This window comes from Streptomyces sp. NPDC093568 (assembly GCF_044764945.1).
Lineage (GTDB): Bacteria > Actinomycetota > Actinomycetes > Streptomycetales > Streptomycetaceae > Streptomyces.
This window is the reverse complement of sequence record NZ_JBIWJD010000006.1, coordinates 273085-299552: the sequence shown is the minus strand read 5'-3', so window position 1 is coordinate 299552 and position 26468 is coordinate 273085. Positions and strand designations below refer to the sequence as shown.

Here is a 26468-nt window from a genome sequence, read left to right as displayed (position 1 = left end):
GCCCGATCAGCGCCTGCGCAGCTCCCCCTTGACCACCTTCCCGCCGGCGTTGCGCGGGAGTTCGCCGAGGAACTCCACGGACCGTGGGACCTTGTAGTTGGCCATCTCCCGGCGTGCCCACGCGATCAGGTCGTCCCCGGTCAGCACCGACCCGGGGCGGCGCACCACGAACGCCTTGCCGGCCTCGCCGAGCCGCGGGTCCGGTACGCCGATCACCGCGACGTCCGCGACATCGGGGTGCAGGCCCAGCATCTGCTCTATCTCGGCCGGATAGGCGTTGAAGCCGCCGACGATGAACATGTCCTTGATGCGGTCGGTGATGCGGAGGTTGCCGCCGTCGTCCAGTACGCCCACGTCCCCGGTGCGCAGCCAGCCGTCCTCCGTCAGCACCTCGGCCGTGGCCGCCTCGTCCTCGTAGTAGCCCCGCATGACGTTGAAGCCGCGGACCAGGACCTCGCCGGGCTCGCCGGGCGGCGCCTCCACGCGCACCTGCGTGCCCGGTATCGCGCGGCCCGACGTCGACGCGATGACCGACGGGTCGTCGCCGCGCCGGCACATCGTCACGATGCCGCTGGCCTCCGACAGGCCGTACGCCGTCAGGACCGTCTCCACGCCCAGCTCCCCGCGCAGCCGTTCCACCAGCCGCAGCGGCACGACCGCCGCGCCGGTCACCACCAGCCGCAGCGCCGAGAGGTCGTGCGCGTCACGCGCCGGGTGGTCCAGCAGCGACTGGTGCAGCGTCGGCGGGCCCGGCAGCACCGACACCCGCTCCGCCGCGATGTTCGCCAGGGCCGTGTTCACGTTGAACACCGGCTGGGGGATCATCGTCGCGCCCCGCATCAGGCAGGCGATCACCCCGGCCTTGTAGCCGAAGGTGTGGAAGAAGGGGTTCACGATCAGGTAGCGGTCCCCCTGCCGCAGACCCGCCAGGTCGCTCCACACCTCGTACGCCCGCAGCGTCTGCGCGTGCGTGATCACCGCACCCTTCGGACGGCCCGTCGTACCGGAGGTGAAGACGAGGTCCGACGGCCAGGAGCCCTCGACGGCCTCGGCCCGTGCCCGCACCTCGGCCCCGGACACCGCGTCCCCGCCCGCCAGGAAGTCCTTCCAGGTGCGGAAGTCGGCGGGGGCGTCGTCCGACAGCACCACCACCTGCTCCAGCTCCGGCAGTCCGGGCCCCTCGGCGACGGCCCGCCGCAGCGACGCCACGTACGACGTCCCGAGGAACGTGCCGGTCACGAAGAGCAGCCGCGCCCCGCTCCGGCGCAGCACATCGGCCGCCTCCCCGCCCTTGAAGCGCGTGTTCAGCGGCACCAGCACCGCCCCCGCCGACACCGCGCCGAGCGCCGCCACGATCCAGTCCAGCGTGTTCGGCGCCCAGATGGCGACCCGGTCGCCCGGCTCGATGCCGCCCGCCAGGCACGCCGCCGCCGAGCGCTCGACGCGGGCGCCGAGTTCGGCGTACGAGATCCGGGTACGGCCCTCGACCACCGCCTCGGTGTCCGCGTACCGCTCGGCCGCGGATCGGACCAGTCCCGGAATGCTGCCCCACTCCAGATCACCGCGCACAGCACACCTCCCGACTCGTAGCTGACTACCCGTCAGATTAGCTGTACCCTGACGGCCTGTCAGCAGCCCTTCAGCAGCGTGGAGGTGTGCGCATGGCCGGACTCAAGGACGCAACCGCCATCGTCGGCATAGGTCAGACCCCCTTCGCCAAGCACCTCCCCGAGGACGAGAAGACGCTCGCCTGCCGGGCCGTGCTCGCGGCCCTCGACGACGCCGGCATCGCCCCCGGCGAGGTCGACGCCGTCGCCTCCTACACCATGGAGGAGACCGACGAGGTCGAGCTCGCGAAGGCGGTCGGCTTCGGCGACCTCACCTTCTTCAGCAAGGTCGGCTACGGAGGCGGCGGTTCGTGCGCCACGGTCGCGCATCTCGCGGCGGCCATCGCCACCGGCCAGGCCTCGGTCGGCGTCGCCTGGCGGTCCCGCAAGCGCGGCAGCGGGCCCCGGCCCTGGCGCAACACCACCGCCCAACTACCCACCCCGGCCCAGTGGACCAGGCCGTACGGCCTCCTGCGTCCCGTCGACGAGATCGCCATGCTCACGCGCCGCTACATGCACGAGTACGGCGCGACGCGCGACCACCTCTTCAACGTCGCCCTCGCCTGCCGCAACCGCGCCAACCAGAACCCGGACGCGATCATGTACGAGCGGCCCCTGACCCGCGAGATGTACATGACCTCCCGGTGGATCAGCGAGCCGCTCTGCCTCTTCGACAACTGCCTGGAGACCGACGGGGCGCTGGCCTGCGTGGTCGTCAGCCGGGAGCGCGCCCGCGACTGCCGCCACACGCCCGTGTACGTCCACTCCGCCGCCCAGGGTCTGCCCGCCCAGCACCACGGCATGGTCAACTACTGGAACGACGACCCGCTCACCGGGCCCGCCTGGACCGCCGCCCGCCATCTGTGGAAACACGCCGACTTCACTCCACAGGATGTGGACGTCGCCCAGATCTACGACGCGTTCACGGCACTCATACCGCTCTCGCTGGAGGGGTACGGCTTCTGCGGGCGGGGCGAGGGCGGGGCGTTCACGGAAGGGGGCGCCCTCGAGATCGGCGGGCCGCTGCCGATCAACACCGGGGGCGGCGGGCTCAGCGAGGCCTACGTGCACGGCTTCAACCTCGTCAACGAGGGCGTCAAACAGCTCCGCGGCACCAGCACCGCCCAGGTCCCCGGCGCCGCCACCTGCCTCGTCACCGCCGGCGAAGGCGTCCCCACCTCCGCGCTGCTCCTGAGGAGTTGATCGAAGGATGCTCTCCCCCGTCACCGACGCCGACGGCGCCCCCTTCTGGCAGTACGCGGCACACGGCGAGCTGCGCGTCCAGTCCTGCGCCGACTGCGGCGAGGCCCGCTTCCCGCCCCGCCCCTGCTGCCCGCACTGCCAGTCCTTCGCGAGCGAGTGGCGGCAGGTCGGCGGCCACGGCCGGATCTGGTCGTACGTCGTCCCCCACCCGCCGCTCCTCGCCGACTACGCGGAGCAGGCGCCGTACAACGTCGTCGTCGTGGAACTCACCGACGCGCCCCGCATCCGCCTCGTCGGCAACCTCGTCACCGGCCCCGACGCGCCCCTGAACTCCGTCCCCCCGGACCGGATCCGCATCGGCGCCAAGGTCCAGGCCGTCTTCGGCGGGAGCGGGCTGCCCCAGTGGGTCCTGGAGCGGCCATGAGCCTCGGTGTCACGACCGACAAGGACACCGGCGTCGCCGTCGTCACCCTCGACCGGCCCGAGCGTCTCAACGCCATCGACCTCGCGATGCGGGACGAACTCGTCGCGGCCTGGCGGGAGATGCGGTTCGACGACACCGTACGGGCCGTCGTCCTGACCGGCGCCGGGGAACGGGCCTTCTGCACCGGCCTCGACCGGGACGCCGTGGTCCCGCAGCCGGGCTCGCCATATATGACGGACGATCCGCTGCTGCGGGTCGGACCGAAATCCAACGACCTGTGGAAACCGGTCGTCGCCGCCGTGCGGGGCATGGCCTGCGGGGGCGCCTTCTACCTCCTCGGCGAGGCGGACTTCGTCATCGCCGACCCGACCGCCGCCTTCTTCGACCCGCACACCACCTACGGCATGGTCAGCGCCTACGAGTCGATGCTGATGGCGCTGCGCATGCCGTACGGGGAGGCCGCGCGGATGGCGCTCATGGGCAGCGCCGAGCGGCTGTCGGCGCGGCGGGCCCATGAGATCGGGCTGGTCTCGGAAGTCACCGAGTCCGGTGGGGCGCTGGCGGCCGCCGTCGCCTGCGCGACCGTCATCGCCGGGTATCCGGCGGAGGGTGTGCAGGGGACGGTACGGGCGCTGTGGGCGGCCAGGGAGGCCGCCCTGGCCCAGGCGTTCGCCCAGGCCCCCCACCTGATCGCGCTCGGGAACCTGCCGGGCGAGCGGCAGGCGGAGCTGTTCCGGGCGCGGGGCCGCGCGTTCAGGACCCGGTGAACCAGGCCCTGTCCTAGTACGAGTCGGACATGCGCAGGGCGTCGCTCAGCTCGCAGGTGCCGCCGGAGGCGCTCTTCCGGGCGACGACGTCGGTGGTCTCGCTGGCGCCCGCGTCGACGGTCAGGATTCCGGAGGTGGCGGTGTCCAGAGTCGTGCCGGCCGAGTCCTTGAAGGTGACGGTGAAGGTGTAGGAATACGTCGTGGTCGCGCTGCTGTTGGCGGCGCGGACCCGCGCGACGAGCCCCTTGGCCGCGTCGTACTCGCACTCCTCGATCCGCACGTCCCCGGTGTCCTCCGCGGCCGGCCCCTCGCTCGTCTGCGCGCCCCCACCCGAGGACGACCCCGTGTCATAGTCGTCATCGTCGTCGTAATGGGTGCTGCCGCCGTAGTTGCCGCCCGAACCACTCGACGAGCTGCTGGAGTTCGAGCTGCTGTCACAGCCGCCTCCGCCGGAGTGCCGGGCGCCCGTCAGGGCGACGACTACTCCGACGAAAACGGCCACAGCGCGGACATGGCGAAGCTGCACGGCGAATCAACCCCCGTTGTCGTGATCGTGAGCACGTCACGTTAGCAGCGGCCGCATGGCGGCAAGCGCTCACCCGGCGTAGCGTCTCGTGTAAGAGCGGTGAAGGCCGCTCCCCTGGGACGGCCGCCGTCCGGAACCCCTTCCGTGCGACCGGCACGACGGCCGTCACACACCTGGGGGCAACGCCCCGAAGGGGCGCGGGGAACTGCGCGACCAGCCACGACGGCGCCGCGGCCAACAACCACACCACGCGGCACTACCCAGCGGAGCGCGCCGTGCCGGTGCCCTTCTCCGCGTCCAGCGCGTACACACAGCGGTCCTTGCTGCACGCGTACACGACCCCGTCCTTGACCACCGGGGAGCCGGTGATCTCGCCGCCGGTGGCGAGCTTCCATCTGAGCCGGCCGTCGTCGGCCTTCAGGGTGTACAGCAGATGGTCGGTCGACCCGAAGTGGATCCGGCCCTCCGCGACCGCCGGGGCGCCCACGATGTCGCCGCCCGACTGGAAGCGCCACTTCGGCGTCCCGGTGACCGCGTCCAGCGTGTACAGGCCCTTGCCGCTGCCGACGTGCACATGGCCCGCGGCCACCAGCACCGGCTCGATCGAGGACCGGGACTCGGTGGCGATGCGCCAGCGGTCGCGGCCGTCGGTGGCGTCCAGGGCGTAGACCGTGCCGAGGTAGTCGGCGAGGTACACCCCGCCGCCGGTCACCGCCGGACCCGGCACGAAGGTCGGCGGGCACAGGAAGACCGCCGGGGCCTCGAAGTGCCAGCGCACCCGCCCGCTCATCACGTCGAGGGCGAGCACCCGCGTTCCGGCGGAGACGTACACATGGCCGTCGTGCGCCTGCGCCACCCGCACCGGCACCCCGCCGCAGGAGGCGGCGTCCCCGATCGGGTACGACCAGCGCTCCTCGCCGGTCCGGGCGTCCAGGGCCTTCAGCCGGGCGTCCTGCCAGACGTACACCGTGCCGTCGTACAGCGCGGGGCCGGCCTCCGGGGACTCGAAGTCGGTCTGCGCGCCGGTGATCTCCCACAGCTTCTGGCCGTTCGAGGCCTCCCAGGCCTGGACGCCGCCGCCGCGCGTGCCGGTGACGACCGTGCCCCGCTCGGCCTTGAGGGAGTACACCCAGGCGTCCGTCTGGAGCCGCCACAGGTCCGCGCCCTCGCGGCACTCCAGGGCGAACAGGGTCGGCCCGTCGGAGGCGTGGATACGGCCGTCCGCGACCGCCATCGACCAGGCCACGTCCCGCGTCTTGAAGCGGCGCCGGCCGGTGGCCACGTCGAGCGCGTGCACCTCGAAGGAGGTGACGTAGACGAGGTCCTCGGCGACGGAAGGGGTGCCCCAGACGTCGTTCGACATGCGGAAACGCCAGGGCCGCCAGCCGGCCGCCGGCTCCGGGTGCGCGGGCGGCGGTGCCGGTACGGCCGGGCCCACGGCGGGGTCCGTGCCGTTGACGCCGGGCCGGGGCTTGGACCAGGAGGCGACCAGGCCGGCCTCGGGCGAGGGGGCCTGGAGGGCGGCGGCGCGGGCGTCGGCGACCCGGGGGCCGGGGCCGATCGGGACCGCGGCGCCGGCCAGCCGGACGGGGCCGGTGTCAGGAGCGCCGACCGGGACGGGCGCGGGCTGCGGGACCACCGGGTCGTGCGAGGGCGGGGGCGGCACGGGCGCCGGGGCGAGCCGGCCGCCGCTGCGGCCGGAGGCCGGCGAGGGCTTGGCCGCGGGGCGGCCGCCCCGGCGCGACTCGATCAGGCCGACCGCGCGCTCGGGCAGCCACGCGGACGCCGTACCGCTGTCGTCGGAGCCGGAGCCGAAGAGGTGAGGGGCGAGCTGGGCCTGGAGGTCGGCCGGGTTGGGGCGGCCGGTGGCCTCCATCTGCATACAGGACTCGATGAGCGGGCGCAGCTCGTCGGGGAGGCCTTCGAGGTCGGGGCCCTCGCGCAGCAGCATGAAGACCGTCTCGACCGGGTTGGCGCCGTGGAACGGGGGGTGTCCGGTGGCGGCGAACACCAGCATCGAGCCGAGCGAGAAGACGTCGCTCGCGCCGGTCACGCTGCGGGAGTCCTTCGCCTGCTCCGGCGACATGTAGGCGGGGGTGCCGACGGCGACGTTGGTCATCGTCAAACGCGTGTTCGACACGCCGGAGGCGATACCGAAGTCGATGACGCGGGGGCCGTCCTCGACCACGAGCACGTTGGACGGCTTCAGGTCGCGGTGCACGAGCCCGGCGCCGTGGATCGACTGGAGCGCCTCGGCGACGCCCGCCGCCAGCCAGCGCACGGCCTGGGCCGGCAGCGGCCCGCACTCGTTCACTATCTCCTCGAGGGAGGGCGCGGGGACGTACGCGGTGGCCAGCCACGGCACGGCGGCGCGCGGGTCGGCGTCGACGACCGCGGCCGTGTAGAAGCCGGAGACCGCCCGGGCCGCCTCCACCTCACGCGTGAAGCGGACGCGGAACAGCTGGTCCTCGGCGAGTTCCGTACGGACCGTCTTGATCGCCACGCGCCGGCCCGAAGCCGAGCGCGCCAGATAGACCAGACCCATACCGCCGGCGCCCAGCCGTCCGAGCACCTCGAACGGCCCGATCCTGCGCGGATCGTGCTGCGTCAGCTGATCCACCACTCTGCCTGCCACCTCCCCGTACGGGCCCCGTCCACCCACATATGTACGCGACCCCGTGCAGCGTCTCACCACCGCACCGCCTTGGCGGCACGCACCCCGATTCTTCCTGTCCTGGGGCGTGGTTGCGAACCCGAGGGCGGAACGGGGTGTCTTGGGACAAAACCACACCCCGGCACACCCGGAAAGCGCCGGTTCGCATAGTGGGACGCCGGGGATAAGAGTGCGGTCAGCCCCCCGCGGGTTCCACTCGGCTCCCCGCGGGTTCCACTCGGCGCTCCAGAACCGCGAAGGACGCCCCCTGATTGTCGGTGACGACCGCGACCGTGCCGTACGACGTTTCGAAGGGCGGGACCTGCACCCGGCCGCCGAGCCGGTTCACCGCGGCGAGGGTCTCCGCGCAGTCCGCCACCCGGAAGTGGACGACGAAGTGCGGCGGCATCATCGCCGGGAACACCTCCCCGACGGCCGCCCGCCCGAAGTCCGGCTCGGCCTCCGGCCCGAACAGGGCGTCGTGGAAGAGCTCTCCGTAGAAGTCGTTGGCGACCTCGGTGTCCCGCGCGTACAGCTCGGCCCAGCCGAAGGTTCCGACCTCGTGCCGGCGCCCGAAGCCGGTGTGCTCCCGCGCCTGCCACAGCCCGAAGACGGCCCCCTCGGGGTCGGTGACCAGCGCGGCCGCCCCCAGCCCCGCCCCGACCTCCCCGGGCGGGGTGACGACCTGCCCCCCGGCCGCCCGGATGCGCCCGGCCAGCGCCGCCGCGTCCGGGGTCGCGAAGTACACCGTCCACACGGTGGGCATCCGCCCGTCCGTCTTGCGCGAGAGCGCGGCGACCCGGTCGCCGTCCAGGCGGGCCCAGACGGTGGAGTCGTACGCCTCCTCGAAGTCCCACCCGAAGAGGTCGCCGTAGAAGCGCCTGCCCGCCGCCACATCGGGAAGCTGCGCCTCCACCCAGCACGGGACGCCCTCTGTGTATCCCGTTCCGTTCACGGATGCCCTGTTTTCGGCCATGCGGCAAAAGTAACGGCGTCCCGCGCACCGCGCAGACCAGGCACACCAGCCTCGCGGTGCTCGTGCACCCCATTTGCAGTCGGCCGAATCGCGCCCCGATCACGCCTCGGTAAGCTGACGGCATGACAGGACAAGTGCGTACCGTCGACGGCCGTGTGGCCGGCCGGCGTGGGCAGGCGACCCGGCAGAAGCTGCTCGACTGCCTCAGCGAGATGCTCAGCTCCTCCCCGTACCGGGACGTCAAAGTCATCGATGTCGCCCGGAAGGCGGGCACTTCGCCCGCGACCTTCTACCAGTACTTCCCGGACGTCGAGGGCGCCGTCCTGGAGATCGCCGAGCAAATGGCCACGGAGGGCGCCGGGTTGACCGAGCTCGTCGAGGGCCGCAGCTGGGTCGGCAAGGCCGGCTGGCAGACGGCCCAGGAACTCGTCGACGGCTTCCTGGAGTTCTGGCGCAGGAACGACGCGATCCTCCGGGTCGTCGACCTCGGCGCCTCCGAGGGCGACAAGCGGTTCTACAAGATCCGCATGAAGATCCTGAACTCCGTCAACAACTCCCTGGCCGAGGCGGTCACGCAGTTGCAGGCCAAGGGCAAGGTCGACAAGGACGTCAACCCGGCCGCGGTCGCGGGTTCGATCGTCGCGATGCTCGCTGCGGTGGCCTCGCACCAGAAGGGCTTCCAGACCTGGGGCGTCAAGCAGGCCGAACTGAAGCCGAACCTGGCGCTGTTGGTGCACCTGGGCGTGACCGGCAAGAAGCCGACGAAATAGCTCCCTGATTGATCAAGTCCTGTCTGGCAGGCGGTGGCTCACCCGACGTGGGCCGCCGCCTGCCGTGCTATGCGGGCAGCGGACGGTCCCGTACGACGTGCTTCATCACCAGCGTCGACGTGAGGCGCTGCACCCCCGGCAGTGTCGCCAGCCGCTCGTCGTACAGCCGCTGGAAGGCGGCGAGGTCGGCGGTGGCGACCCGCAGCAGGTAGTCGGGCTCGCCGAACAGCCGTTGCGCGTCCAGGACTTCGGGGACGTCCGCGATGGCCCGCTCGAACTCGGCGACCGTGTCGCGGTCCTCCTGCCGCATGGAGACGAAGACCAGCGCCTCGAAGTTCAGCCCGACGGCACCCGGGTCGACGACCGCCCGATAGCCACTGATCGCGCCCGACCGCTCCAGTTCCCGCAGCCGCCGGTGGCACGGCGAGACGCTCAGCCGCACCCGCGCGGCCAGCTCGGTCACGGTCAGCCGCCCATCCTGCTGGAGCTCGGCAAGAATCTTTCTGTCCACGTCATCCATGAGGGAAATCTTCCCCCACAATCCGAGATCATGGGCAAACTTCGACAACATTTTCGGGCCATTCTCGCCTAATGTCCCCACCATGGACTCCGGACTGCTGCTCTCCTTCCTCGCCATCGACCTGCTCCTCGTCTGCGTACCGGGTGCCGACTGGGCGTACGCGATCTCCGCGGGCCTGCGCGACCGCTCGGCCGTGACGGCGGTGGCGGGCCTGGTCGCCGGGTACGCGCTGCACACCGTCCTCGCGGTGGCGGGCCTCGCGGTGCTGGTGGCGAGCGAGCCGGGCCTGCTGACCGCGCTGACCGCCGCCGGCGCCGCGTACCTGGTGTGGCTGGGGTGGGGCGTGCTGCGCCGCCCGGGCACCCCGGGCGCGGCCGAGGAGACGGTGGCGGCGAGCCCGGCCCGGGTGTTCCTGCGCGGCGCCACGATCAGCGGCCTGAACCCCAAGGGCCTGCTGCTCTACCTCTCGGTGCTGCCGCAGTTCCTGGTGACGAAGGGCGACCACTTGCCGGTCCCCGCCCAGACGGCCGTACTCGGCCTGCTCCACATGGCCTGCTGCGCCGCCGTCTACCTCACGGTGGGCCTGGCGTCCCGCGCTGTCCTCGCCGCCCGCCCGGCGGCCGCCCGCGCGGTCACCCGCACGTCGGGGGCGGCGATGCTGGGGATCGGCGCGTTCCTCCTGGTCCAGCGCCTCGCCACGCTGTGACCTGGCCCCCCGGCCAGGCTATGGCCTGCGGACGATCCTGAAGAGCCGGATCTCCCGCTCCACCCGCGCCTGATACGTCGCGTACGGCGGCCAGAACCCCAGCGCGGTCTTCCACACGGCCGCCCGCTCCTCCCCCTGGAGCAACCGGGCCGTGACGGGGATGTCCCGGCCCTTCCAGCTGACCTCGGCGTCGGGATGGGCGAGGAGGTTGTGGGTCCAGGCCGGGTGACCCTCCCGGCCGAAGTTGGAGCCGACGAGGATCCAGGAGCGGCCGTCCTCCTCGGGCATGCACGCGAGCGGTGTCCGGCGCGGCAGACCGCTGCGGGCGCCGGTGGAGGTCAGGATCACGCCGGGCAGCATCTGGGCGCTGAGCAGCACCTTCCCTCGCGTGATCCGGTGCACGGCACGGTCGAGCACCGGGATCACATGGGGGGCGATCTTGGCGAAGCCGCGGGTCGAGGACACCTTCTGCACCGCGCGTACGACCACGGGGACGCCGATCACACCGCCACCTCCTTCGTGTCCGACGTGTCGAAGAGCCGGGCGACGTCGGCCGCGTGCGCCCGCAGCCGGTGCGCCGGCCCGAAGAGCAGTTCGTCGCCGGCTGCCCGCTTGAAGTAGAGGTGCGCCTCGTGCTCCCAGGTGAAACCGATGCCGCCGTGCAACTGGATGCCTTCGGCGGAGGCCATGTGCAGTGCCTCCAGGGCTTGTGCGAGGGCGAGGCGCGCCGCGGGTGGGGTGGTGCCGGGTTGTTCTTTACCCGCGGGTTCGTGGGGGCTGGTCGCGCCCGCGCGGCGGAGCCGCATATCGATACTGCCCGTGCCCCTTAAGGGCGTTGTCGCCCACGCCGCGTAATACGCCGCCGAGCGTGCCGCCTGGATTGCCACGTACACGTCCGCCAGCCGGTGCTTCACCGCCTGGAAGGAACCGATCGTCCGGCCGAACTGCTCGCGCTGCCCGACGTACTCCACCGTCCGCTCCAGCGCCCGGTCGGCGGCCCCGACGGCCTCACAGGCGAGGACGGCGGCGGCCGTGTCGCCGACCGAGGCGAGGGTCGTCAGGACCTCCCGGCCGTCCTCGTCGCCCAGCAACTCGGCTTCCACGTCCCGCAGTTGGACCCGGCCCTGCGGTCGTGTGGCGTCCAGCGCCGTCTGCCGTACCCGTACGACCCCGGCCGCGTCCCCCGGCACCAGGAACAGCAGCGTCCGCGACCGGGCGAACCCTCCGGCGTGCGCGGCGACCACCAGCAGCCCCGCGCTGTGCCCGTCCAGCACCTGGTCCACCTGTCCGTACAGCCGCCAGCCGCTGTCCGTCCGCCGCGCCTGCACGCCCCCGGCCCGTCCGCCACCGGCCCAGTCGCCGCCGTTGTCACCGGTGAGGGCGAGGGCGGCGGCCAGGGCGGTGCCGGGGGCCGCGAGGGCGGCGGTCAGCGCGCCGGATGCGATGCGGGGCAGGAGTTCGGCGCGCTGGGCCTGCGTCCCCAGGGCGTCGATCAGGGGTGCGGCGAGTGCGGCGGTGGCGAGCAGCGGCGAGGGGGCCAGCGCCCGTCCAACCTCCTCGCAGGCCAGGGCGAGTTCGGTCGCCGAGCAGCCGACACCGCCGTATGCCTCGGGGAGGGCGAGCCCGGGCAGGCCGAGCTGTTCGGCGAGGGCTCTCCACAGGGCGGGGTCGTGGCCGGCCGGGAGGTCGAGGGCCGCGCGCAGGTCGTGCGGGCCGCATCGGTCGCGGAGCAGCTCGCGGAGGGCGCGGCGGATCTCGTCCTGCTCGGGGGTGAGGCTGGCGTCCATGACTCTTCCCTCCGTATCTGACGGCCCGTCATATTAGGGAAGCCGGAACGAGATGCACAGACGTTGGAGGCCCTTCATGACTCCCCGGAGCCGGAAAGTCGCCGTGGTCGGAGTGTCCCTCTCCGACTGCGGCCGGGTGGACGACGCGACGCCGTACGCCCTGCACGCCCAGGCGGCCCGCCGTGCGCTGGCCGACGCGGGACTGGGCCGGGAGGTGGTGGACGGCTTCGCGTCCGCCGGCCTGGGCACCCTCGCCCCCGTCGAGGTGGCCGAGTACCTGGGCCTGCGCCCCACCTGGGTCGACTCCACCTCCGTCGGCGGCGCCACCTGGGAGGTCATGGCGGGCCACGCGGCGGACGCGATAGCCGCCGGGCACGCGAGGGCGGTTCTGCTGGTCTACGGCTCGACGGCACGCGCCGACATCAGGGCGGGCCGGCGCACCGGCAACCTCTCCTTCGGCTCCCGCGGCCCGCTGCAGTTCGAGGTGCCCTACGGCCACACCCTGATCGCCAAGTACGCCATGGCCGCCCGCCGCCACATGGTCGAGTACGGCACGACGATCGAGCAGCTGGCGGAGGTGGCCGTCCAGGCCCGGTCGAACGCCGCCCTGAACCCGGACGCGATGTTCCGTGACCCGATCACCGTGGACGACGTCCTGTCGGGCCCGATGATCGCGGACCCCTTCACCAAGCTGCACTGCTGCATCCGCTCCGACGGCGGCGCGGCGGTGCTGCTGGCCGCCGAGGAGGTCGTACGGGACTGCCGTACCGCGCCCGTGTGGGTGCTCGGCACCGGGGAGCACGTCTCGCACGCCGCCATGTCCGAGTGGCCCGACTTCACCACCGGCCCGGCGGCGGTGAGCGGGCGGCTCGCCTTCGAGCGGGCCGGGGTGCGGCCGCGGGAGATCGACTTCGCGCAGATCTACGACGCCTTCACCTACATGACCCTGGTGACGCTGGAGGACCTCGGCTTCTGCGGGAAGGGCGAGGGCGGGCCGTTCGTGGAGAAGGGGCGGCTGCTGGTGCGGGGCGGGGAACTGCCGGTGAACACCGACGGGGGCGGACTGTCCGCCCAGCATCCCGGGATGCGCGGGCTCTTTCTGCTGGTGGAGGCGGTGCGGCAGTTGCGCGGCGAGGGCGGGGAGCGGCAGGTGTGGGGGCCGGGCGGGCCCGGGGAGCTGCCCCGTCTGGGGGTGGCTTCGGCGACGGGGGGATGGTTCTGCTCGTCGGGGACGTTGGTGCTGGCGAGGGAATGAGACGATCGCCGAGCCGTTCGAGAGGACACATCCCATGGCCCTGACCCGCGCAGAGCGTGAAGCGTTCCTGGCCGAACCCCATGTCGCGGCACTCGCGGTGGAAGCGGGAACCGGTCGCGCTCCGCTGACCGTGCCGATCTGGTACCAGTACGAGCCCGGTGGCGACGTATGGATCATGACGGGCCTGGATTCCCGCAAGAACCAGCTGATCCAGCCGGCGGGCCGCTTCTCCCTGATGGTCGACCGGCTGGATCCCACGATCCGTTACGTGTCCGTCGAGGGACCGATCGTCAGGACGACCCCCGCCACGATCGAACAGCTCCGGGAGATCTCGGCCCGCTACCTCCCGGCCGAGAAGGTCGACGGCTACGTCGACTTCGCCTGGAAGAACCACGGCGAACAGGTGGTCGTCCACATGCGGCCCGAGCGGTGGGTCTCGTCGGACCTCGGGCAGGTGTGAGTCGGCACGGCACGCGACAATCGGGGCATGGGAACGGATCTTCATGAGCTGCTGAGGTCGCTGCGGGTGTGGGACGTCGAGCTGCCCGCCTTCGACCCGGCCGAGGCCCCGGCCGACCCGCTCGCCCTCTTCACGGCCTGGTTCGCGCAGGCGGTGGCGGCCGGGCAGGTGGAGCCGCACACGATGTCCCTGGCCACGACGGACGAGGAGGGCCTGCCGGACGTACGGACCGTGATGCTGCACGGCGCCGACACCTCCGGCTGGTCCTTCGCGACGCACCGGGGCAGCCGCAAGGGCCGTCAGCTCGCCGCCCGCCCGTACGCGGCCCTCGGCTTCTACTGGCCCGCCCAGGGCCGCCAGGTGCGCGTGCGCGGACCGGTCACGGCGGCCCCGTCCGCCGAGTCCCAGGCCGACCTGCACGCCCGCTCCACCGGCGCCCTGGCCGCCGCCCTGACCGGCCGCCAGAGCGAAGTCCTCACCTCGCTGGAGGAGTTGGCGCGCGAGTCACAGGCCGCCTGGGACCGCGCCCAGGAGGAACCGGACGCCCCGGTCCCGTCCTGGACCCTCTACCGTCTGCGCCCCGACGAGGTGGAGTTCTTCCAGGGCGACGCGGCCCGCCGCCACGTACGGCTGCTCTATCGCCGTACGGAGGCGGAGGGCCCGGGGTGGGTCAGGGAACTGCTCTGGCCCTAGAAGGGCTTCGTCAGCCCGTGATGCCCGGGGGCGTCGGCAGCGGCAGCGGGTTGGCGCCGGCGCGCTCGCGCGCTTCCGGAGCGGCCTTGCAGGTCACGTCCTTCACCGGCAGCTTGCCGGTGGTCAGATAGGCCGTGGCCGTCTTGTCGGCGCACGACTTGGTGCCGTAGATGCCGTGTCCGACGCCTCCGGCGACGGTGACCATCTTCGCGCCCTTCATGACCCGGCGCAGGCCCTGGCCGCTGGCCAGCGGGGTCTGGGAGTCCCACTCGTTCTGCAGGATCAGCGCGCCGACCTTGTTGTCGATCCTGGTGGCGGGCTCGGAGCCGTTCTTCTTCCAGAACGCGCACGGCTTGATGTTGGACGCGAAGTCGCCGTACAGCGGGTACTTGGCCTTGTCCCGGATCGCGTCGGCGCGGTACCGCTCGGGGTCGCGCGGCCAGTTGCGGGTGTCGGCGCAGACGACCGACCAGAAGGCGGCGTCGCCGTTGTCGTCGGGCACGGCGCGGGCGAACGACGGCGGCTGCGGCGAGGGGGTCCTGCTCTCCCGGTCACCGGAGGTGGTCCGGCCCGCGGCGGCCCTCTTCAGCTCGACGACCGACTCGGCGGCGTCGCGCACGCTGAAGAACGTGGCCCGGCTGCCGGAGCGGATGTCGTCACCGGTCAGCTTGATGCCGTCCAGTTCGATCGGCTTGCGGTCGGCCTGGGCGACCAGGTCGTAGAAGGTCTTGCGGACCGCCTCGGGCGTCTTGCCCAGCTTGTACGTGGAGTGCCGCTGGGCGGTCCACTCGGTCCAGCGGGTGAACGCGGGCTCGGTGCCCTCCGCCCAGATCTGGATCATGCCGCGCCAGGCGCGGGCCGGGTCGACGGCACTGTCCAGGACGATACGGTCGGAGCGCTTGGGGAACATCTGCGTGTAGACCGCGCCGAGGTAGGTCCCGTACGAGTACCCGAGGTAGGAGATCTTCTTCTCGCCGAGCACGGCCCGGATGACGTCCATGTCCCGGGCGGTGTTGCGGGTGGTGATGTGCCGCAGCTTGTCGCCCTGCCTGGTGTCGCACTTCTCGGCGAAGGTCCGTGCCCACTTCACGTCCTTGGCGAACGTCTCGGCCTTGTACGGCCGTTCCATGTTCGCCTCCTCGGGCTTCAGCCCGCAGCTGACGGGCGAGCTCTGGCCGACGCCGCGCGGGTCGAAGCCGACGAGGTCGTACTTGGCCTTCACGCTCTTCGGCAGCTCGCTCGCCATGTACGGCGGCATGTCGGCGCCCGGGCCGCCGGGTCCGCCCGGGTTGAGCAGCAGCACACCGCGCCGCTCGGCCGGGGTGCTCGTCTTCATCCGGGATATCGCTAGGTCGAGCTTCTTGCCGCCGGGGTGGCCGTAGTCGAGCGGCACCTTGATGGTGGCGCACTGGAAGGTGGCCGGCAGCTCTCTGTCGCAGCGGTGCCAAGCCGGCCTCTGGTTCAGGTACTGGTCCAGCGGATTCGTCGCCGCGGACGCCGTGGCCGGTGCGAACGCGGGCACCAGGGTGGCGACGGCGCCGACCGCCAGGACAGTAGCTATTCGACTGCTTCGCACGTGGGGGGTCCTCGGGATGGTGGCGTATGGGACGCACCAACCCTTTCGTGCCCTGGAGTTGAGCGAATCCATCGAAGAGACAGGAATTGATCCGCCCGTGGAGGGACGGGCAGGCCTGCCGGATGGTCCCCGAGTCGCACAACCGGAACCGGCTTGATGCCGTCTTGCTCGGAAGGGCCCGTCGGGCGGCGCCGCCACGCGCGGCTAGAAGCCCCTGGCCGCCCGGAAGTCGTACGCGGCGAAGTCGGCCACAGCCCGGTATCCGATGCGCTGGTAGAGGCTGTTGCTGGTCTGGTTGGCCAGGTCCGTGAAGAGGAGCAGTTCGCGGATCCCGGAGGCGAGCACGCCCCGGCTGACCGCCGCGGTGGCCGCGCCCGCGTAGCCGCGTCCGCGCAGATGGGCCGGCGTGTAGACGGGGGCGATCCGGACCTGACCGGCGACCATCGGGGTCACCCCGGCCATGGCCAGCGGGGAGCCGCTCTCGTCCTCCCAGAAGGTGACGCCCCCGTAGGCGATGCGCGAGTCGGCCCAGGCGCCGCCGTCCCGTGCGGCGTGGTCGCCGACGGCGTCGACGAACTCGCCGTACCAGCGGATCAGTCGTTCCCGGTCCTCCTTGCCGGCGACACGCGCCCGGCCGGCCGGGACGGGCTGCGGCACGGTCAAGTTCCCCAGCCGGTACAGCCGTTGCCGCTGGACGACCGTGCTCCGCGGGCCCGCGTGCCGACGCCAGGCCGCCGCGAAGGCCTCGGCGGTCTCGCGGGCCGCGACGACGCCGGGGACCTGATGGCCGAGGGCGACCAGGTGGGCGGCGAGGGCGTCGGCCTCCTGCGGGGTGAGGGGTGTGACGTTCAGCCGGTGGGGCGGGGTGCGGAAGTAGGCCGCCCGCACCTGCCCGCCCAGCTCCAGCGCGCCGAAGACGGGCGGCTCGTCACCGTAGGCGCGCAGCCCGCCCGTCCGCAGCGTCTCGGTCACCGTCAGGGCGACGGTGTGCAGATCGGGGCGCGAGCGCAGGAAGCCGCCGGCATGGGAGAGGAAGCCGCTGAGGTCCTGGGTGCAGTACCAGTCGTCCGGACGCATAGCTCATGATCCCGCGCGCCGGAGGGCGATGTGCACGATTTTCCTTCGCGGACACGAAGCCGCCACAAGAGGCCACTCTCAGGCGGGCGTTGGCGGGCGCCGGGTTCACGTGCTCGCGCGTCTAGACGTTGACGTCGGGATCCGTCGCCAGCCGTGCGTGCAGGTGCGCGTCCCGGTACGCGTCCTGCCGCCGCGCCTCCCACATCGCGCCCCGCAGGGTCCCCTCGTAGCGGAATCCGCAGCGCTCTGCGATGTGGCAGGAGGAGTCATGGCCGACGGCGTGGTCGAGTTCGAGGCGGTGCAGCCCGAGACCGTCCGGCTCGGCCAGGGCCCAGCGGGTGGCGAGGGCGAGCGCGTGGGTGGCGACGCGGCGACCGCGGGCCTCGGGGAGCACCCAGTAGCCGACGCGGGCCGACCGCATGACCCGGTTGACGAGGTTGACGCCGAGGTGCCCGAGGGGCGCTCCGGTCGCCGCGTCGGTGACGCAGTACGCGATCGAGGTGCCGTCAGCCGTGTTCTCGACGGCGGCGCGCAGGGAGTCGCGTGCGCTGTGGAGGTCGGTGGTGAGCCGCAACGGGGTGTTCCAGCGCAGGAACTCCGGGTCCGTGCGCCCCCGGAACCAGGCGTCGAGGTCGGCGTCCGAGTCGGCGTCCCACGGACGCAGGCGCAGACCGTGACCGCGCAGGTCGGGGAGGGGGCGGGAGTGGGGGTGGGGTCCGCCGGCGAGGGTCATGGGCCCATTGAAACCACCCGACGATCAACTCTGCACCGGTTTGGGCCGGAACACCGGCACCCCTTCCCGGAAGGCGACCTCCAGCTCCATCCCGGCCCGCAGCCGCCCGGTGTCCGCGCACTCCACGACCTCGGTCATCACGCGGGGCCCCTCGGCGAGATCGACGACGGCGGCGACGTACGGCGTCCGTTCGCCGAACGGCGGCAGGTCGTTGCGGTGCACGACGGACCAGGTGTAGAGGGTGGCCCGCCCGCTCGCGGGCTCCCAGGTCACGTCCTCGCTCCAGCAGTGCGGGCAGAACTCGCGGGGGTAGTGGTGGGCGCGTCCGCAGGCGCGGCACCGCCGGACGAGCAGCCGCCCCTCGGCCGCCGCGTCCCAGTAGGTCCGCGTGAAGGCGTCGGCCTCCGGGATGTCGTACCGCTGACCGGCCTCCGAGCGCCGCCCGCCCATCAGAACAGCCCCAGCGCGCTGTCCACCGACCACGACTGCCACGACATGCCGAACAGCGCGACGACCGAGATCAGCGCCATCATCGAGTTCTGCCCCTGCTCGGCCCAGTCGTGGATCATCAGGACGAAGTAGAGGCCGTTGAGCAGCAGCCCGCCGACGAGGGCGACCGGGGTGAGGAACCCGAGGACCAGCCCGAGTCCGAGGGCCAGCTCCGCGTACAGCACGACGTACGCCATGGTGCGCGGCCGGGGCTTCACGACGACCTCGAAGCCGGACCGTACGGCGTTCCAGCGGTGCTTGCCCGCCACGTCCGCCGCCCAGGAGATCCCCGCCCCCTCGAACCAGGTCTTCTTGTCCTTGTGCCGCCAGCTCTCCAGCCACCACAGCCCGAGGCCTATCCGGAGCACGGCCAGCCATTCCGCACCTGTGAGCCAGATCGCGTCCATGGATCTGACGGTACGTCAGGTAATGGGGGCCTGACAATCGCCTGTGCATGGCGACGTCGTACCGTTCGGGCGCTCACCCGCGGGGTCTTCGGGCGCTCACCCGCGGGGTCTTCGGGTGCTCACCCGCGGGGTCTTCGGGTGCTCACCCGCGGGATACGAGTCCCGCCACCGGCGCGGCCACCCCGCCCTGCACCACCGCCAGGACGGCATCCTCGGCGCCGGCACCGACGGCGCGGGCGGAGGGCCTGGAGCCGGCCCGGCCGCCCTTGAGCGGTTGGACCGGCCGCCGCGTGCACCGCACCACCCGGCTGTCCCCGGGACCCGCTTCCCGCCATGTCCGGATCCGCCCCACACCCACCCCACCGCCACAACCAGGAGACCTACGCCACAGGCCCCACCCACACCTCCTACAGCCGTGATCGATCCGCAACCAATTCCGGTCTTGACCGAGACCCATCAAGCGGAACCGTGATTACGCTCCGGAACATGGCCGACACCCCCCAGCCCACGGACCACCCCGCCACCGACCGCCCCGTCTACGTCATCGGCGGCGGCCCCGGCGGACTCTCCGTCGCGTATGCCCTGCGTGCCCTGGGCCTGCGTGCCGTCGTGCTGGAGAAGTCGGACCGGATAGGGGCCTCCTGGCGGCGGCACTACGACCGGCTTCATCTGCACACCACCCGGCGGCTGTCCGGGCTGCCGGGGCTGCCGATGCCGCGGCGGTTCGGGCGGTGGGTGGGGCGCGACGACGTCGTGCGGTACCTGGAGAAGTACGCCGAGCACCACGACCTGGAGATCGTCACCGGCGTCGAGGTGTCCCGGGTCGAGCCCGCGCCCGGCGGCGCGGGCTGGCTGCTGCGCGCCACCGGCGGACGCGAACTGACCGGCGCCGCCGTCGTCGTGGCCACCGGCCACAACCACACCCCGCGCATCCCGGACTGGCCGGGCCGGGACACCTACACCGGCGACTTCCTGCACGCCGGCGAGTACCGCAACCCGGCGCCGTACGCCGGCCGCGACGTCCTCGTCGTCGGCGTCGGCAACACGGGCGCCGAGATCGCCGTGGACCTGGTCGAGGGCGGAGCCGCCCGGGTGCGGCTCGCGGTGCGGACCGTGCCGCACATCGTGCGTCGCTCCACCGCCGGGTGGGCCGCCCAGTTCACGAGTATCCTCGTACGGCGGCTGCCGGTCGGGCTCGTCGACCGGCTCGCCCGGCCCGTCGCGAAACTCAGCGTGCCGGACCTGTCGGCCCAGGGCCTGCCGCGCCCCGACACCGGGCTCTACAGCCGCGTCAAGGACGGCGCCATCCCCGTGCTCGACGTCGGCCTCGTCGACGCCGTGCGCAAGGGGCGCATCGAGATCGTGGCCGCCGTGGAGGGCTTCGAGGACGACAAGGTCCTCCTTACGGACGGCACCCGCGTCTCCCCCGACGCCGTCATCGCCGCCACCGGATACGTCCGCGCCCTGGAAGAGCTCGTCGGCCACCTCGGCGTACTCGACGACCACGGCAAGCCGCTCACCCGGGGAGCCCGCACCCCGGCCGGCGCCCCCGGGATCTACTTCACCGGCTACACCAATCCCATCAGCGGCAATCTTCGCGAGATGGCGATCGACGCGCAGAAGATAGCGAAGTCCATTGCCCGCAACGGCGACGGAAGTGTTTCCCGTCTGCCGTGAGCTCCGCGGGAGTCCCCATCGTCACGGGTGGCGCGGAGGGCGGTTCCGCCGGCCGCGCGCCGGCTACATGCCGGTGGGGAAGTTCATCGAGGCGTTCGTCCGCGTCGGGACGTAGTGGTGGGCGAGGTCGGCGTCGCGGTTGTGGGGCCCCCGGCGATGGGCCTCCGGGTCGCCGTACTCCTTGACCTCCTGGCGTCCGGAAACGACGTCCCGAACACGCGTCACGACTCGGCCGAGCAGGCTCTCCATCGGTGTTCCCCCTGGTGTACGTGGCCTTGTGCAGGCGGTCTTGCGCACGTGGTCTGGTGTACGCGGTCTTGCGCACGTGGTCTGGTGTACGCGGTCTTGTCGAGGAGGATGCACCGGCGCCCGGGCGGATTCCAGTGAGTTGAGCCGGTCTTGAGCCTCGGCCGCTCCTCCCCGACTCCGGTTACTTGAGGGTCAGTTGTGGCGGAAGAGCTGCGTTCCGCTGCCGCACGGCGCCAGAATGTGAGCCCTGTTCAACTTTCCGGCTCCACTCCCCTCGCGCTACGACGGAGGACGCACGTGGCACGTGAAAGACAGCTCCCCCGAACCTCTCGGATCTCCCGGCGCTCCCTGCTCGGCGGCACCGCCGCGGCCGTCGGCGCCGCCGGCCTGAACGCCGCCAACACCGGTACGGCCTCGGCCGCCGCACCCCGTGACGTCGACGTCGCCGTCGTCGGCGCCGGTCTCGCCGGGCTCACCGCCGCCCGTGACCTGGTCGCCGCCGGCAAGTCGGTCGCCGTGCTGGAGGCCCGGGACCGGGTCGGCGGCCGGGTCGTCGGCCTGACCCTGGCGGGCGGTGGGGTCACCGAGGGCGGTGGTGAGTTCATCGGCCCCACCCAGGACCGCATCAGGGCCCTCGCCGACTCCCTCGGCGTAGGGACCTTCGCCACCTACAACACCGGCAAGAACCTCCTCTTCAAGGACGGCAAGAAGACCCCCTACGCCACCGACGGCATCCTCGGCTCGGTCCCGCCCATCGACGCCGCCGGGCTCGCCAACGCCGCGATCGTGCAGGCCACGCTGGACGACCTGGCCAAGCAGATTCCGGTCGCCGCGCCCTGGACCGCCGCCAAGGCCGACGAATGGGACCGGCAGACCTTCGAGACCTGGCTGCGCGCCAACGCCGTGATCCCGTCGGCCAAGTTCCTCTTCGACGTGGCGTGCACGTCGATCTTCTCGGCCGAACCCCGCGAACTCTCCTTCCTGTTCGTGCTCTTCTACATCGCCGCCGCCGGCAACGCGGCCAACCCCGGCACCCTGGAACGCCTCACCGAGACCGCGAACGGCGCCCAGGAACTGCGCTTCGTCGGCGGCTCCCAGCTGGTGCCGGTCAGACTCGCCGCCTCGCTCGGCGACCGCGTGGTGCTGAGCGCCCCGGTGCGTACGATCGCCAAGTCCGGCGAGAAGTACGTGGTCACGGCCGACGGCATCACCGTCAACGCCCGCAAGGTCGTCGTCGCCGTACCCCCGCCCCTTGCCGCGCGGATCAGCTACGACCCCCTCCTGCCGGCCGCCCGCGACCAGCTCACCCAGCGCCTGCCGATGGCCTCGGTCGGCAAGGCGATCGCCGTCTACGACACCCCCTTCTGGCGCGCCGACGGGCTCAACGGCCAGGTCGTCAGCGACACCGGCGTGATCAGCTCCACCTTCGACAACTCCCCGCCCGACGCCTCCTACGGCGCACTGATGGGTTTCATCGAGGCCGACGAGGCCCGCAAGCTCGACGGGGCGAGCGAGGCGGAGGTCAGGGCGGCCGTGCTGAAGGACTACACGACGTACTTCGGCGCGAAAGCGGCCTCCCCCACCTCCTTCGTCCTGCAACGCTGGAACAACGAGGCATTCACCCGCGGCGGCCCCGTCTCCATCGCCGCGCCCGGCGTCCTGACCCAGTACGGACCCGCCCTGCGCGAGCCGGTCGGCGGCATCCACTGGGCCGGGACCGAGACCTCCACCCACTGGATGGGCTTCATGGACGGGGCCGTGCGGTCGGGTGAGCGGGTGGCGAAGGAGGTGCTGGCGGTGCTGTGAGCGCCGCGCGGCGTCGTCCCCGTACGGCTCCGGCCAACTTTGCGTGCACAACCGTTCCTGACATGGCGTCAGTTCGCTTAATCTGACACTGCGTCAGTTAATCGCTGTCACACAGGAGCGGGCGGACCGATGCTTGGATCAACCCACGGCACCCTCACCACCGACTCCCGCCGGGCCCGGGTCATCGCCTGTGGCGAGCAGCCCGGGCCCGCCGTCCACGGCCGGCCCGCCGAGGTCGACGATCTCGACGTCAGCGGCCGTCCCCTCTACGGCGACGTGCCCGATCTGGACCGCTTCTTCCGGCCGGAGTCGGTCGCGGTGATCGGCGCCTCGGACACCGAGGGCCGGCCCAACACCGGTATCACCCGCCAGCTGATCGCCTGGTCCGAGCGGGTCGGCGCCCGGCTCCACCCGGTGCACCCGAGCCGCCCGTCCGTCTTCGGCATCCCTTGCCTCCCCTCCGTCGCCGACTTGCCCGAGCAGGTCGATCTCGCCGTAACTCTGGTCGCCGACCCCCTCGCGGTGATCGAGGAACTGGCCGAGGCCAAGGCGAAGTTCGCCGTCGTCTTCGCCTCCGGGTTCGCGGAGACCGGCGAGGAGGGCGCCGCGGCCCAGGAGCGCCTCACCGCCGCCGTCGAGCGGTCCGGGATGCGGCTGCTCGGCCCTAACACCAACCTCAACGCCTTCGAACGGTTCCGGGAGGACCTGGACGGCCCGGCCATCGCCCTGATCACCCAGTCCGGTCACCAGGGCCGCCCTGTCTTCGCCCTCCAGGAACTCGGCGTCCGCCTCTCCCACTGGGCGCCCACCGGCAACGAGGCCGACCTGGAGACCGCCGACTTCATCTCCTACTTCGCCGAGCGCCCGGAGGTCGGCGCCATCGCCTGCTACGTCGAGGGCCTCAAGGACGGCCGCGCCTTCCTGCTGGCCGCCGACCGCGCCGCCCGTCGCAAGGTGCCCGTCGTCGCCGTCAAGGTCGGCCGCACCGAGACCGGCGCGCGCACGGCCGCCTCACACACCGGCAAGCTGACCGGCGCGGATGCGGTGGTGGACGCGGCGATGCGGCAGTACGGGGTGCTCCGCGTCGACGGCCTGGACGAACTCCAGGACACCGCCACCCTGCTGGCCCGCGCACGGCCGCCCCGCGCCGAGGGCGTCGTCGTCTATTCGATCTCGGGCGGCACGGGCGCGCACTTCGCGGACCTGGCCACCGAGGCGGGACTGCGGCTGCCGGCCCTGTCGGAGGCCAAGCAGGCCGAACTGCACCAGTGGATACCCGAGTACCTGAGCGTGGCCAACCCGGTCGACAACGGCGGGCACCCGGTGGGCGACCACCGCGGCCGGAAGATCATCGACGCCATCCTCGACGACCCCTCGGTCGGGGTGCTGATCTGTCCGATCACCGGCCCCTTCCCGCCCCTGAGCGACCGGCTCGTACGGGACCTGGTGGACGCCGCCGAGCGGACCGACAAGCTGGTGTGCGTCGTGTGGGGGTCGCCGGTCGGCACCGAGCCGGCGTACCGCGAAGTCCTGCTCGGCTCCTCGCGGGTGGCCACCTTCCGCACGGTCGCCAACTGCATCACCGCCGTCCGCGCCTACCTGGATCACCACCGCTTCGTCAGCGGCTACCGCTCCCCCTTCGACGAGGCGCCGCGCACGCCCTCGCCCTCCTACCGCAAGGCGCAGGCACTGATGCGCCCGGGACAGCAGCTGAGCGAGCACGCGGCGAAGCAGCTGCTGCGGGCCTACGGCATCCGTGTCCCGCGCGAGCAGTTGGTGACCAGCGCCGCGGCGGCCGTACGGGCGGCCGGACTGGTGGGCTACCCCGTCGTCATGAAGGCGTCCGGCGCCCGGATCGCGCACAAGACGGAGCTCGGGCTGGTCAAGATCGGGCTGACGTCCGCCAGCCAGGTCCGCGACGCCTACCGCGAGCTGACCGACATCGCCCGCTACGAGGGCGTCTCCCTGGACGGCGTCCTGGTCTGCCAGATGGTCGAGCGGGGCGTCGAGATGGTCGTGGGCGCCGGGCGGGACGAGCTGTTCGGACCGACGGTCACGGTCGGGCTCGGCGGGGTGCTGGTCGAGGTGCTGAACGACACCGCCGTACGCGTGCCGCCCTTCGGTGAGGAGCAGGCGCGGGACATGTGCGCCGAGCTGCGCGGGCGGGCCCTCCTCGACGGGGTCAGGGGGCGGCCCCCGGCGGACCTCGACGCACTGGTGGAGGTCGTCCTGCGGGTGCAGCGCATGGTGCTGGAACTCGGGGACGAGCTCGCCGAGCTCGACATCAACCCGCTGATGGTGCTGCCCAGGGGGCAGGGCGCGGTGGCGCTGGACGCGTTGGTGGTGTGCCGGTGACACGGCGGCCGACGCCGCTGCCCCGGAGCCTGACGCATCCGCCTCGAAACCCGACGACGCCACCCCGAAACCCGACGACGCCGCCCCGAATCCCGACGACACCGCCCCGGACAGCGACGACCCCACCCTGAATGCCGGTGATGAGATGAACATGCCCAATTCCCCCCGTGCACCCGGAAATTCCGTCGATTCATTGGTACAGCACGCCACTGACAACCAGGTCCGCCGCATCACCCTCAACCGCCCCGAGACCCTCAACGCCCTCACCCCTGACCAGCGCGAACGCATCATCCAGCTGCTCGCCGACGCCTCCGCGGACCCCGACGTGCGGGCCGTCGTGATCACGGGCACCGGCCGCGGTTTCTGCGCGGGCGCGGACCTGCGAGGGCAGGCGTCCGGCGCGGAGCGCGTCGCCGGGGACGTCGCCCGCACCCTCCGCCTCGGCGCCCAGCGGCTGATCGCGGCCGTGCTGGACTGCGAGAAGCCCGTGATCGCCGCCGTCAACGGCACGGCCGCCGGCCTCGGCGCGCAGCTGGCGTTCGCCTGCGACCTCGTCCTGGCCGCGGAGTCCGCGCGCTTCATCGAGGTGTTCGCACGACGCGGTCTCGTCCCCGACGGCGGCGGCGCCTACCTCCTCCCCCGCCTCGTCGGCCCGCAGCGCGCCAAGGAGCTGATGTTCTTCGGCGACGCGCTCGGCGCGACCGACGCGGAGCGGCTGGGCCTGGTCAACCGGGTCGTCGCGGACGGCGAGTTGGACAAGACCGCCCGCGCCTGGGCCGAACGCCTCGCCGCCGGCCCGACCCGCGCGCTCGCCCTCACCAAGCAGCTCGTGAACGCCTCCCTCGACTCCGACCGCGCCACCGCCTTCGCGGCGGAGGCGGCCGCGCAGGAGATCAACATGACGACGGCGGACGCAGGGGAAGGCGTGGCGAGCTTCGTGGAGCGCAGAAGCGCCGAGTTCAAGGGCCGGTGAGCAGGAAGGCCCACAGGGAGGACAGGAGGAAGGACAGATGGAAGGGGCAGGAGGACGGACAGGGGGAAGGGGCAGGAGGAAGGGGCGGGAGGAAGAGCACACCCCTTCCCATCTGACAGGCCGTCAGTTTCAATGGGTGACGTGATGGGACACGCAGGGATGGCGGCCGCCGCTGTCCGATACCTGAGGTCGGCCGACGCGCCGCCCGTAGCAGCCCTCCCGCGCCCTGAACTGCGCTGCGTCCGCGAGGACGAGCGGGCGCCGATCCCGCAGGCCGAGTTCCGCCGGGTGCTGGGGAACTTCGCCACGGGAGTGGTCGTTGTCACGGCACCGGCGACCGGTGCCGACGACCCACAGGCCGGCTTCGCCTGCCAGTCCTTCTCCTCGCTCTCCCTCGACCCGCCCCTGGTCGCCTTCATGGTCGGCCGTACGTCGACGACGTGGCCGCGCATCGCCCGCGCGGGCGTCTTCTGCGTGAACGTCCTGAGCTCCGGCCAGGGCGAGTTGTGCCGCGCCTTCGCCGTGAGCGGCGCGGACAAGTTCGCCGGCGTGACGTACGACGCGGCCCCCGTCTCGGGCTCCCCGCGCCTCGCGGGCACGCTCGCGTGGATCGACTGCACGATCCACGCGGTGCACACGGGCGGCGACCACCTCATCGTCGTAGGCCGGGTGGACGCGCTGGGCGCGAGCGACGGGGACGAGGCGCCGCTGCTGTTCCACAAGGGGCGGTTCCTCTAGGTCCCGTCCGCGTCTCCGTCCGCGCCCCCGCCCGCGTCCCG

At 72.3% G+C, this 26468-nt stretch carries 26 protein-coding genes; 13 read left to right on the top strand and 13 right to left on the bottom strand.

The window, feature by feature from the left end; all coding sequences use genetic code 11:
• Positions 1-6: 6 nt before the first annotated feature.
• The gene (locus tag ACIRD7_RS25150) at positions 7-1569 is read right to left on the bottom strand and encodes a FadD3 family acyl-CoA ligase (RefSeq protein WP_403456998.1); all 1563 of its coding nucleotides are present in this window, start codon (positions 1567-1569) and stop codon (positions 7-9) included.
• A 92-nt stretch (positions 1570-1661) separates the two neighbouring features.
• Between ACIRD7_RS25150 and ACIRD7_RS25145 the strand changes: the two genes are divergently transcribed.
• Genes ACIRD7_RS25145 through ACIRD7_RS25135 form a run of 3 tightly spaced genes read left to right on the top strand, consistent with a single transcriptional unit; the run spans position 1662 to position 4001 of the window.
• Positions 1662-2810, top strand: coding sequence for a lipid-transfer protein (locus ACIRD7_RS25145; protein ID WP_403456996.1), 1149 nt, complete (start codon positions 1662-1664; stop codon positions 2808-2810).
• 7 nt (positions 2811-2817) lie between these two features.
• Complete coding sequence (locus tag ACIRD7_RS25140; protein WP_403456994.1) at positions 2818-3234, top strand: Zn-ribbon domain-containing OB-fold protein; 417 nt, start codon at positions 2818-2820, stop codon at positions 3232-3234.
• Entirely contained in the window at positions 3231-4001 is a 771-nt protein-coding gene (locus ACIRD7_RS25135; RefSeq protein WP_403456991.1) for an enoyl-CoA hydratase/isomerase family protein, read from the top strand. Before ACIRD7_RS25140 ends, ACIRD7_RS25135 begins: the two co-directional genes overlap by 4 nt.
• Before the next feature lie 13 nt (positions 4002-4014).
• On the opposite strand, the gene ACIRD7_RS25130 is transcribed toward ACIRD7_RS25135, so the two are convergent.
• The 3 genes from ACIRD7_RS25130 to ACIRD7_RS25120 form a co-directional block, all read right to left on the bottom strand.
• Positions 4015-4527, bottom strand: coding sequence for a hypothetical protein (locus tag ACIRD7_RS25130; protein WP_403456989.1), 513 nt, complete (start codon positions 4525-4527; stop codon positions 4015-4017).
• A gap of 256 nt (positions 4528-4783) precedes the next feature.
• Positions 4784-7150, bottom strand: coding sequence for a PQQ-binding-like beta-propeller repeat protein (locus ACIRD7_RS25125; protein ID WP_403456986.1), 2367 nt, complete (start codon positions 7148-7150; stop codon positions 4784-4786).
• Positions 7151-7376: 226 nt separating this feature from the next.
• On the bottom strand, positions 7377-8156 hold the full coding sequence (locus tag ACIRD7_RS25120; protein WP_403456983.1) for a VOC family protein: 780 nt from the start codon (positions 8154-8156) through the stop codon (positions 7377-7379).
• Positions 8157-8278: 122 nt separating this feature from the next.
• Between ACIRD7_RS25120 and ACIRD7_RS25115 the strand changes: the two genes are divergently transcribed.
• Positions 8279-8926, top strand: a complete 648-nt coding sequence (locus ACIRD7_RS25115) for a TetR family transcriptional regulator (RefSeq protein ID WP_403456981.1) — start codon at positions 8279-8281, stop codon at positions 8924-8926.
• Positions 8927-8993: 67 nt separating this feature from the next.
• Here ACIRD7_RS25115 and ACIRD7_RS25110 read toward each other — a convergent pair whose 3' ends face one another.
• The gene (locus ACIRD7_RS25110) at positions 8994-9446 is read right to left on the bottom strand and encodes an Lrp/AsnC family transcriptional regulator (protein ID WP_403456979.1); all 453 of its coding nucleotides are present in this window, start codon (positions 9444-9446) and stop codon (positions 8994-8996) included.
• Between the two features lie 82 nt (positions 9447-9528).
• Between ACIRD7_RS25110 and ACIRD7_RS25105 the strand changes: the two genes are divergently transcribed.
• Positions 9529-10152 (top strand): LysE family translocator, encoded by a 624-nt coding sequence (locus tag ACIRD7_RS25105; protein ID WP_403456976.1) that lies wholly within the window; start codon positions 9529-9531, stop codon positions 10150-10152.
• An 18-nt stretch (positions 10153-10170) separates the two neighbouring features.
• On the opposite strand, the gene ACIRD7_RS25100 is transcribed toward ACIRD7_RS25105, so the two are convergent.
• A complete protein-coding gene (locus ACIRD7_RS25100) occupies positions 10171-10656 on the bottom strand; it encodes a nitroreductase/quinone reductase family protein (RefSeq protein WP_403456973.1) in 486 nt (161 codons plus the stop codon).
• Complete coding sequence (locus tag ACIRD7_RS25095) at positions 10653-11939, bottom strand: acyl-CoA dehydrogenase family protein (RefSeq protein ID WP_403456971.1); 1287 nt, start codon at positions 11937-11939, stop codon at positions 10653-10655. Before ACIRD7_RS25095 ends, ACIRD7_RS25100 begins: the two co-directional genes overlap by 4 nt.
• A 76-nt stretch (positions 11940-12015) precedes the next feature.
• On the opposite strand from ACIRD7_RS25095, the gene ACIRD7_RS25090 reads away from it, so the two are divergent.
• The 3 genes from ACIRD7_RS25090 to ACIRD7_RS25080 are packed head-to-tail and all read left to right on the top strand — an operon-like array spanning position 12016 to position 14347.
• Positions 12016-13194, top strand: a complete 1179-nt coding sequence (locus ACIRD7_RS25090) for a thiolase C-terminal domain-containing protein (RefSeq protein ID WP_403456967.1) — start codon at positions 12016-12018, stop codon at positions 13192-13194.
• 34 nt (positions 13195-13228) lie between these two features.
• Entirely contained in the window at positions 13229-13654 is a 426-nt protein-coding gene (locus ACIRD7_RS25085; protein ID WP_403456964.1) for a pyridoxamine 5'-phosphate oxidase family protein, read from the top strand.
• A gap of 27 nt (positions 13655-13681) precedes the next feature.
• On the top strand, positions 13682-14347 hold the full coding sequence (locus ACIRD7_RS25080; protein WP_403456962.1) for a pyridoxal 5'-phosphate synthase: 666 nt from the start codon (positions 13682-13684) through the stop codon (positions 14345-14347).
• 10 nt (positions 14348-14357) lie between these two features.
• Here ACIRD7_RS25080 and ACIRD7_RS25075 read toward each other — a convergent pair whose 3' ends face one another.
• The 5 genes from ACIRD7_RS25075 to ACIRD7_RS25055 form a co-directional block, all read right to left on the bottom strand.
• Positions 14358-15923 carry an alpha/beta hydrolase gene (locus ACIRD7_RS25075; protein ID WP_403456960.1) on the bottom strand — a complete coding sequence of 522 codons (1566 nt, stop codon included), beginning with the start codon at positions 15921-15923 and terminating at the stop codon, positions 14358-14360.
• A gap of 204 nt (positions 15924-16127) precedes the next feature.
• The gene (locus ACIRD7_RS25070; RefSeq protein WP_403456958.1) at positions 16128-17000 is read right to left on the bottom strand and encodes a GNAT family N-acetyltransferase; all 873 of its coding nucleotides are present in this window, start codon (positions 16998-17000) and stop codon (positions 16128-16130) included.
• 121 nt (positions 17001-17121) lie between these two features.
• Positions 17122-17733: a GNAT family N-acetyltransferase gene (locus ACIRD7_RS25065; protein ID WP_403456955.1), complete on the bottom strand. Its 612-nt coding sequence runs from the start codon at positions 17731-17733 to the stop codon at positions 17122-17124.
• 24 nt (positions 17734-17757) lie between these two features.
• Positions 17758-18183 (bottom strand): Zn-ribbon domain-containing OB-fold protein, encoded by a 426-nt coding sequence (locus tag ACIRD7_RS25060; protein ID WP_403456952.1) that lies wholly within the window; start codon positions 18181-18183, stop codon positions 17758-17760.
• Entirely contained in the window at positions 18183-18629 is a 447-nt protein-coding gene (locus ACIRD7_RS25055) for a DoxX family protein (RefSeq protein ID WP_403456950.1), read from the bottom strand. Before ACIRD7_RS25055 ends, ACIRD7_RS25060 begins: the two co-directional genes overlap by 1 nt.
• Positions 18630-19115: 486 nt before the next feature.
• On the opposite strand from ACIRD7_RS25055, the gene ACIRD7_RS25050 reads away from it, so the two are divergent.
• Complete coding sequence (locus tag ACIRD7_RS25050) at positions 19116-20306, top strand: flavin-containing monooxygenase (RefSeq protein WP_403456948.1); 1191 nt, start codon at positions 19116-19118, stop codon at positions 20304-20306.
• Positions 20307-20369: 63 nt separating this feature from the next.
• On the opposite strand, the gene ACIRD7_RS25045 is transcribed toward ACIRD7_RS25050, so the two are convergent.
• Positions 20370-20555 (bottom strand): hypothetical protein, encoded by a 186-nt coding sequence (locus ACIRD7_RS25045; RefSeq protein ID WP_403456946.1) that lies wholly within the window; start codon positions 20553-20555, stop codon positions 20370-20372.
• A gap of 297 nt (positions 20556-20852) precedes the next feature.
• Between ACIRD7_RS25045 and ACIRD7_RS25040 the strand changes: the two genes are divergently transcribed.
• The 4 genes from ACIRD7_RS25040 to ACIRD7_RS25025 all read left to right on the top strand — a co-directional run bounded on the left by ACIRD7_RS25040 (position 20853) and on the right by ACIRD7_RS25025 (position 26427).
• Positions 20853-22361 carry a flavin monoamine oxidase family protein gene (locus ACIRD7_RS25040; RefSeq protein WP_403456944.1) on the top strand — a complete coding sequence of 503 codons (1509 nt, stop codon included), beginning with the start codon at positions 20853-20855 and terminating at the stop codon, positions 22359-22361.
• A gap of 129 nt (positions 22362-22490) precedes the next feature.
• A complete protein-coding gene (locus tag ACIRD7_RS25035) occupies positions 22491-24716 on the top strand; it encodes an acetate--CoA ligase family protein (RefSeq protein ID WP_403456942.1) in 2226 nt (741 codons plus the stop codon).
• 151 nt (positions 24717-24867) lie between these two features.
• Complete coding sequence (locus ACIRD7_RS25030; RefSeq protein WP_403456940.1) at positions 24868-25689, top strand: enoyl-CoA hydratase/isomerase family protein; 822 nt, start codon at positions 24868-24870, stop codon at positions 25687-25689.
• 144 nt (positions 25690-25833) lie between these two features.
• The gene (locus ACIRD7_RS25025; protein WP_403456938.1) at positions 25834-26427 is read left to right on the top strand and encodes a flavin reductase family protein; all 594 of its coding nucleotides are present in this window, start codon (positions 25834-25836) and stop codon (positions 26425-26427) included.
• The last annotated feature ends 41 nt before the right edge of the window (positions 26428-26468 follow it).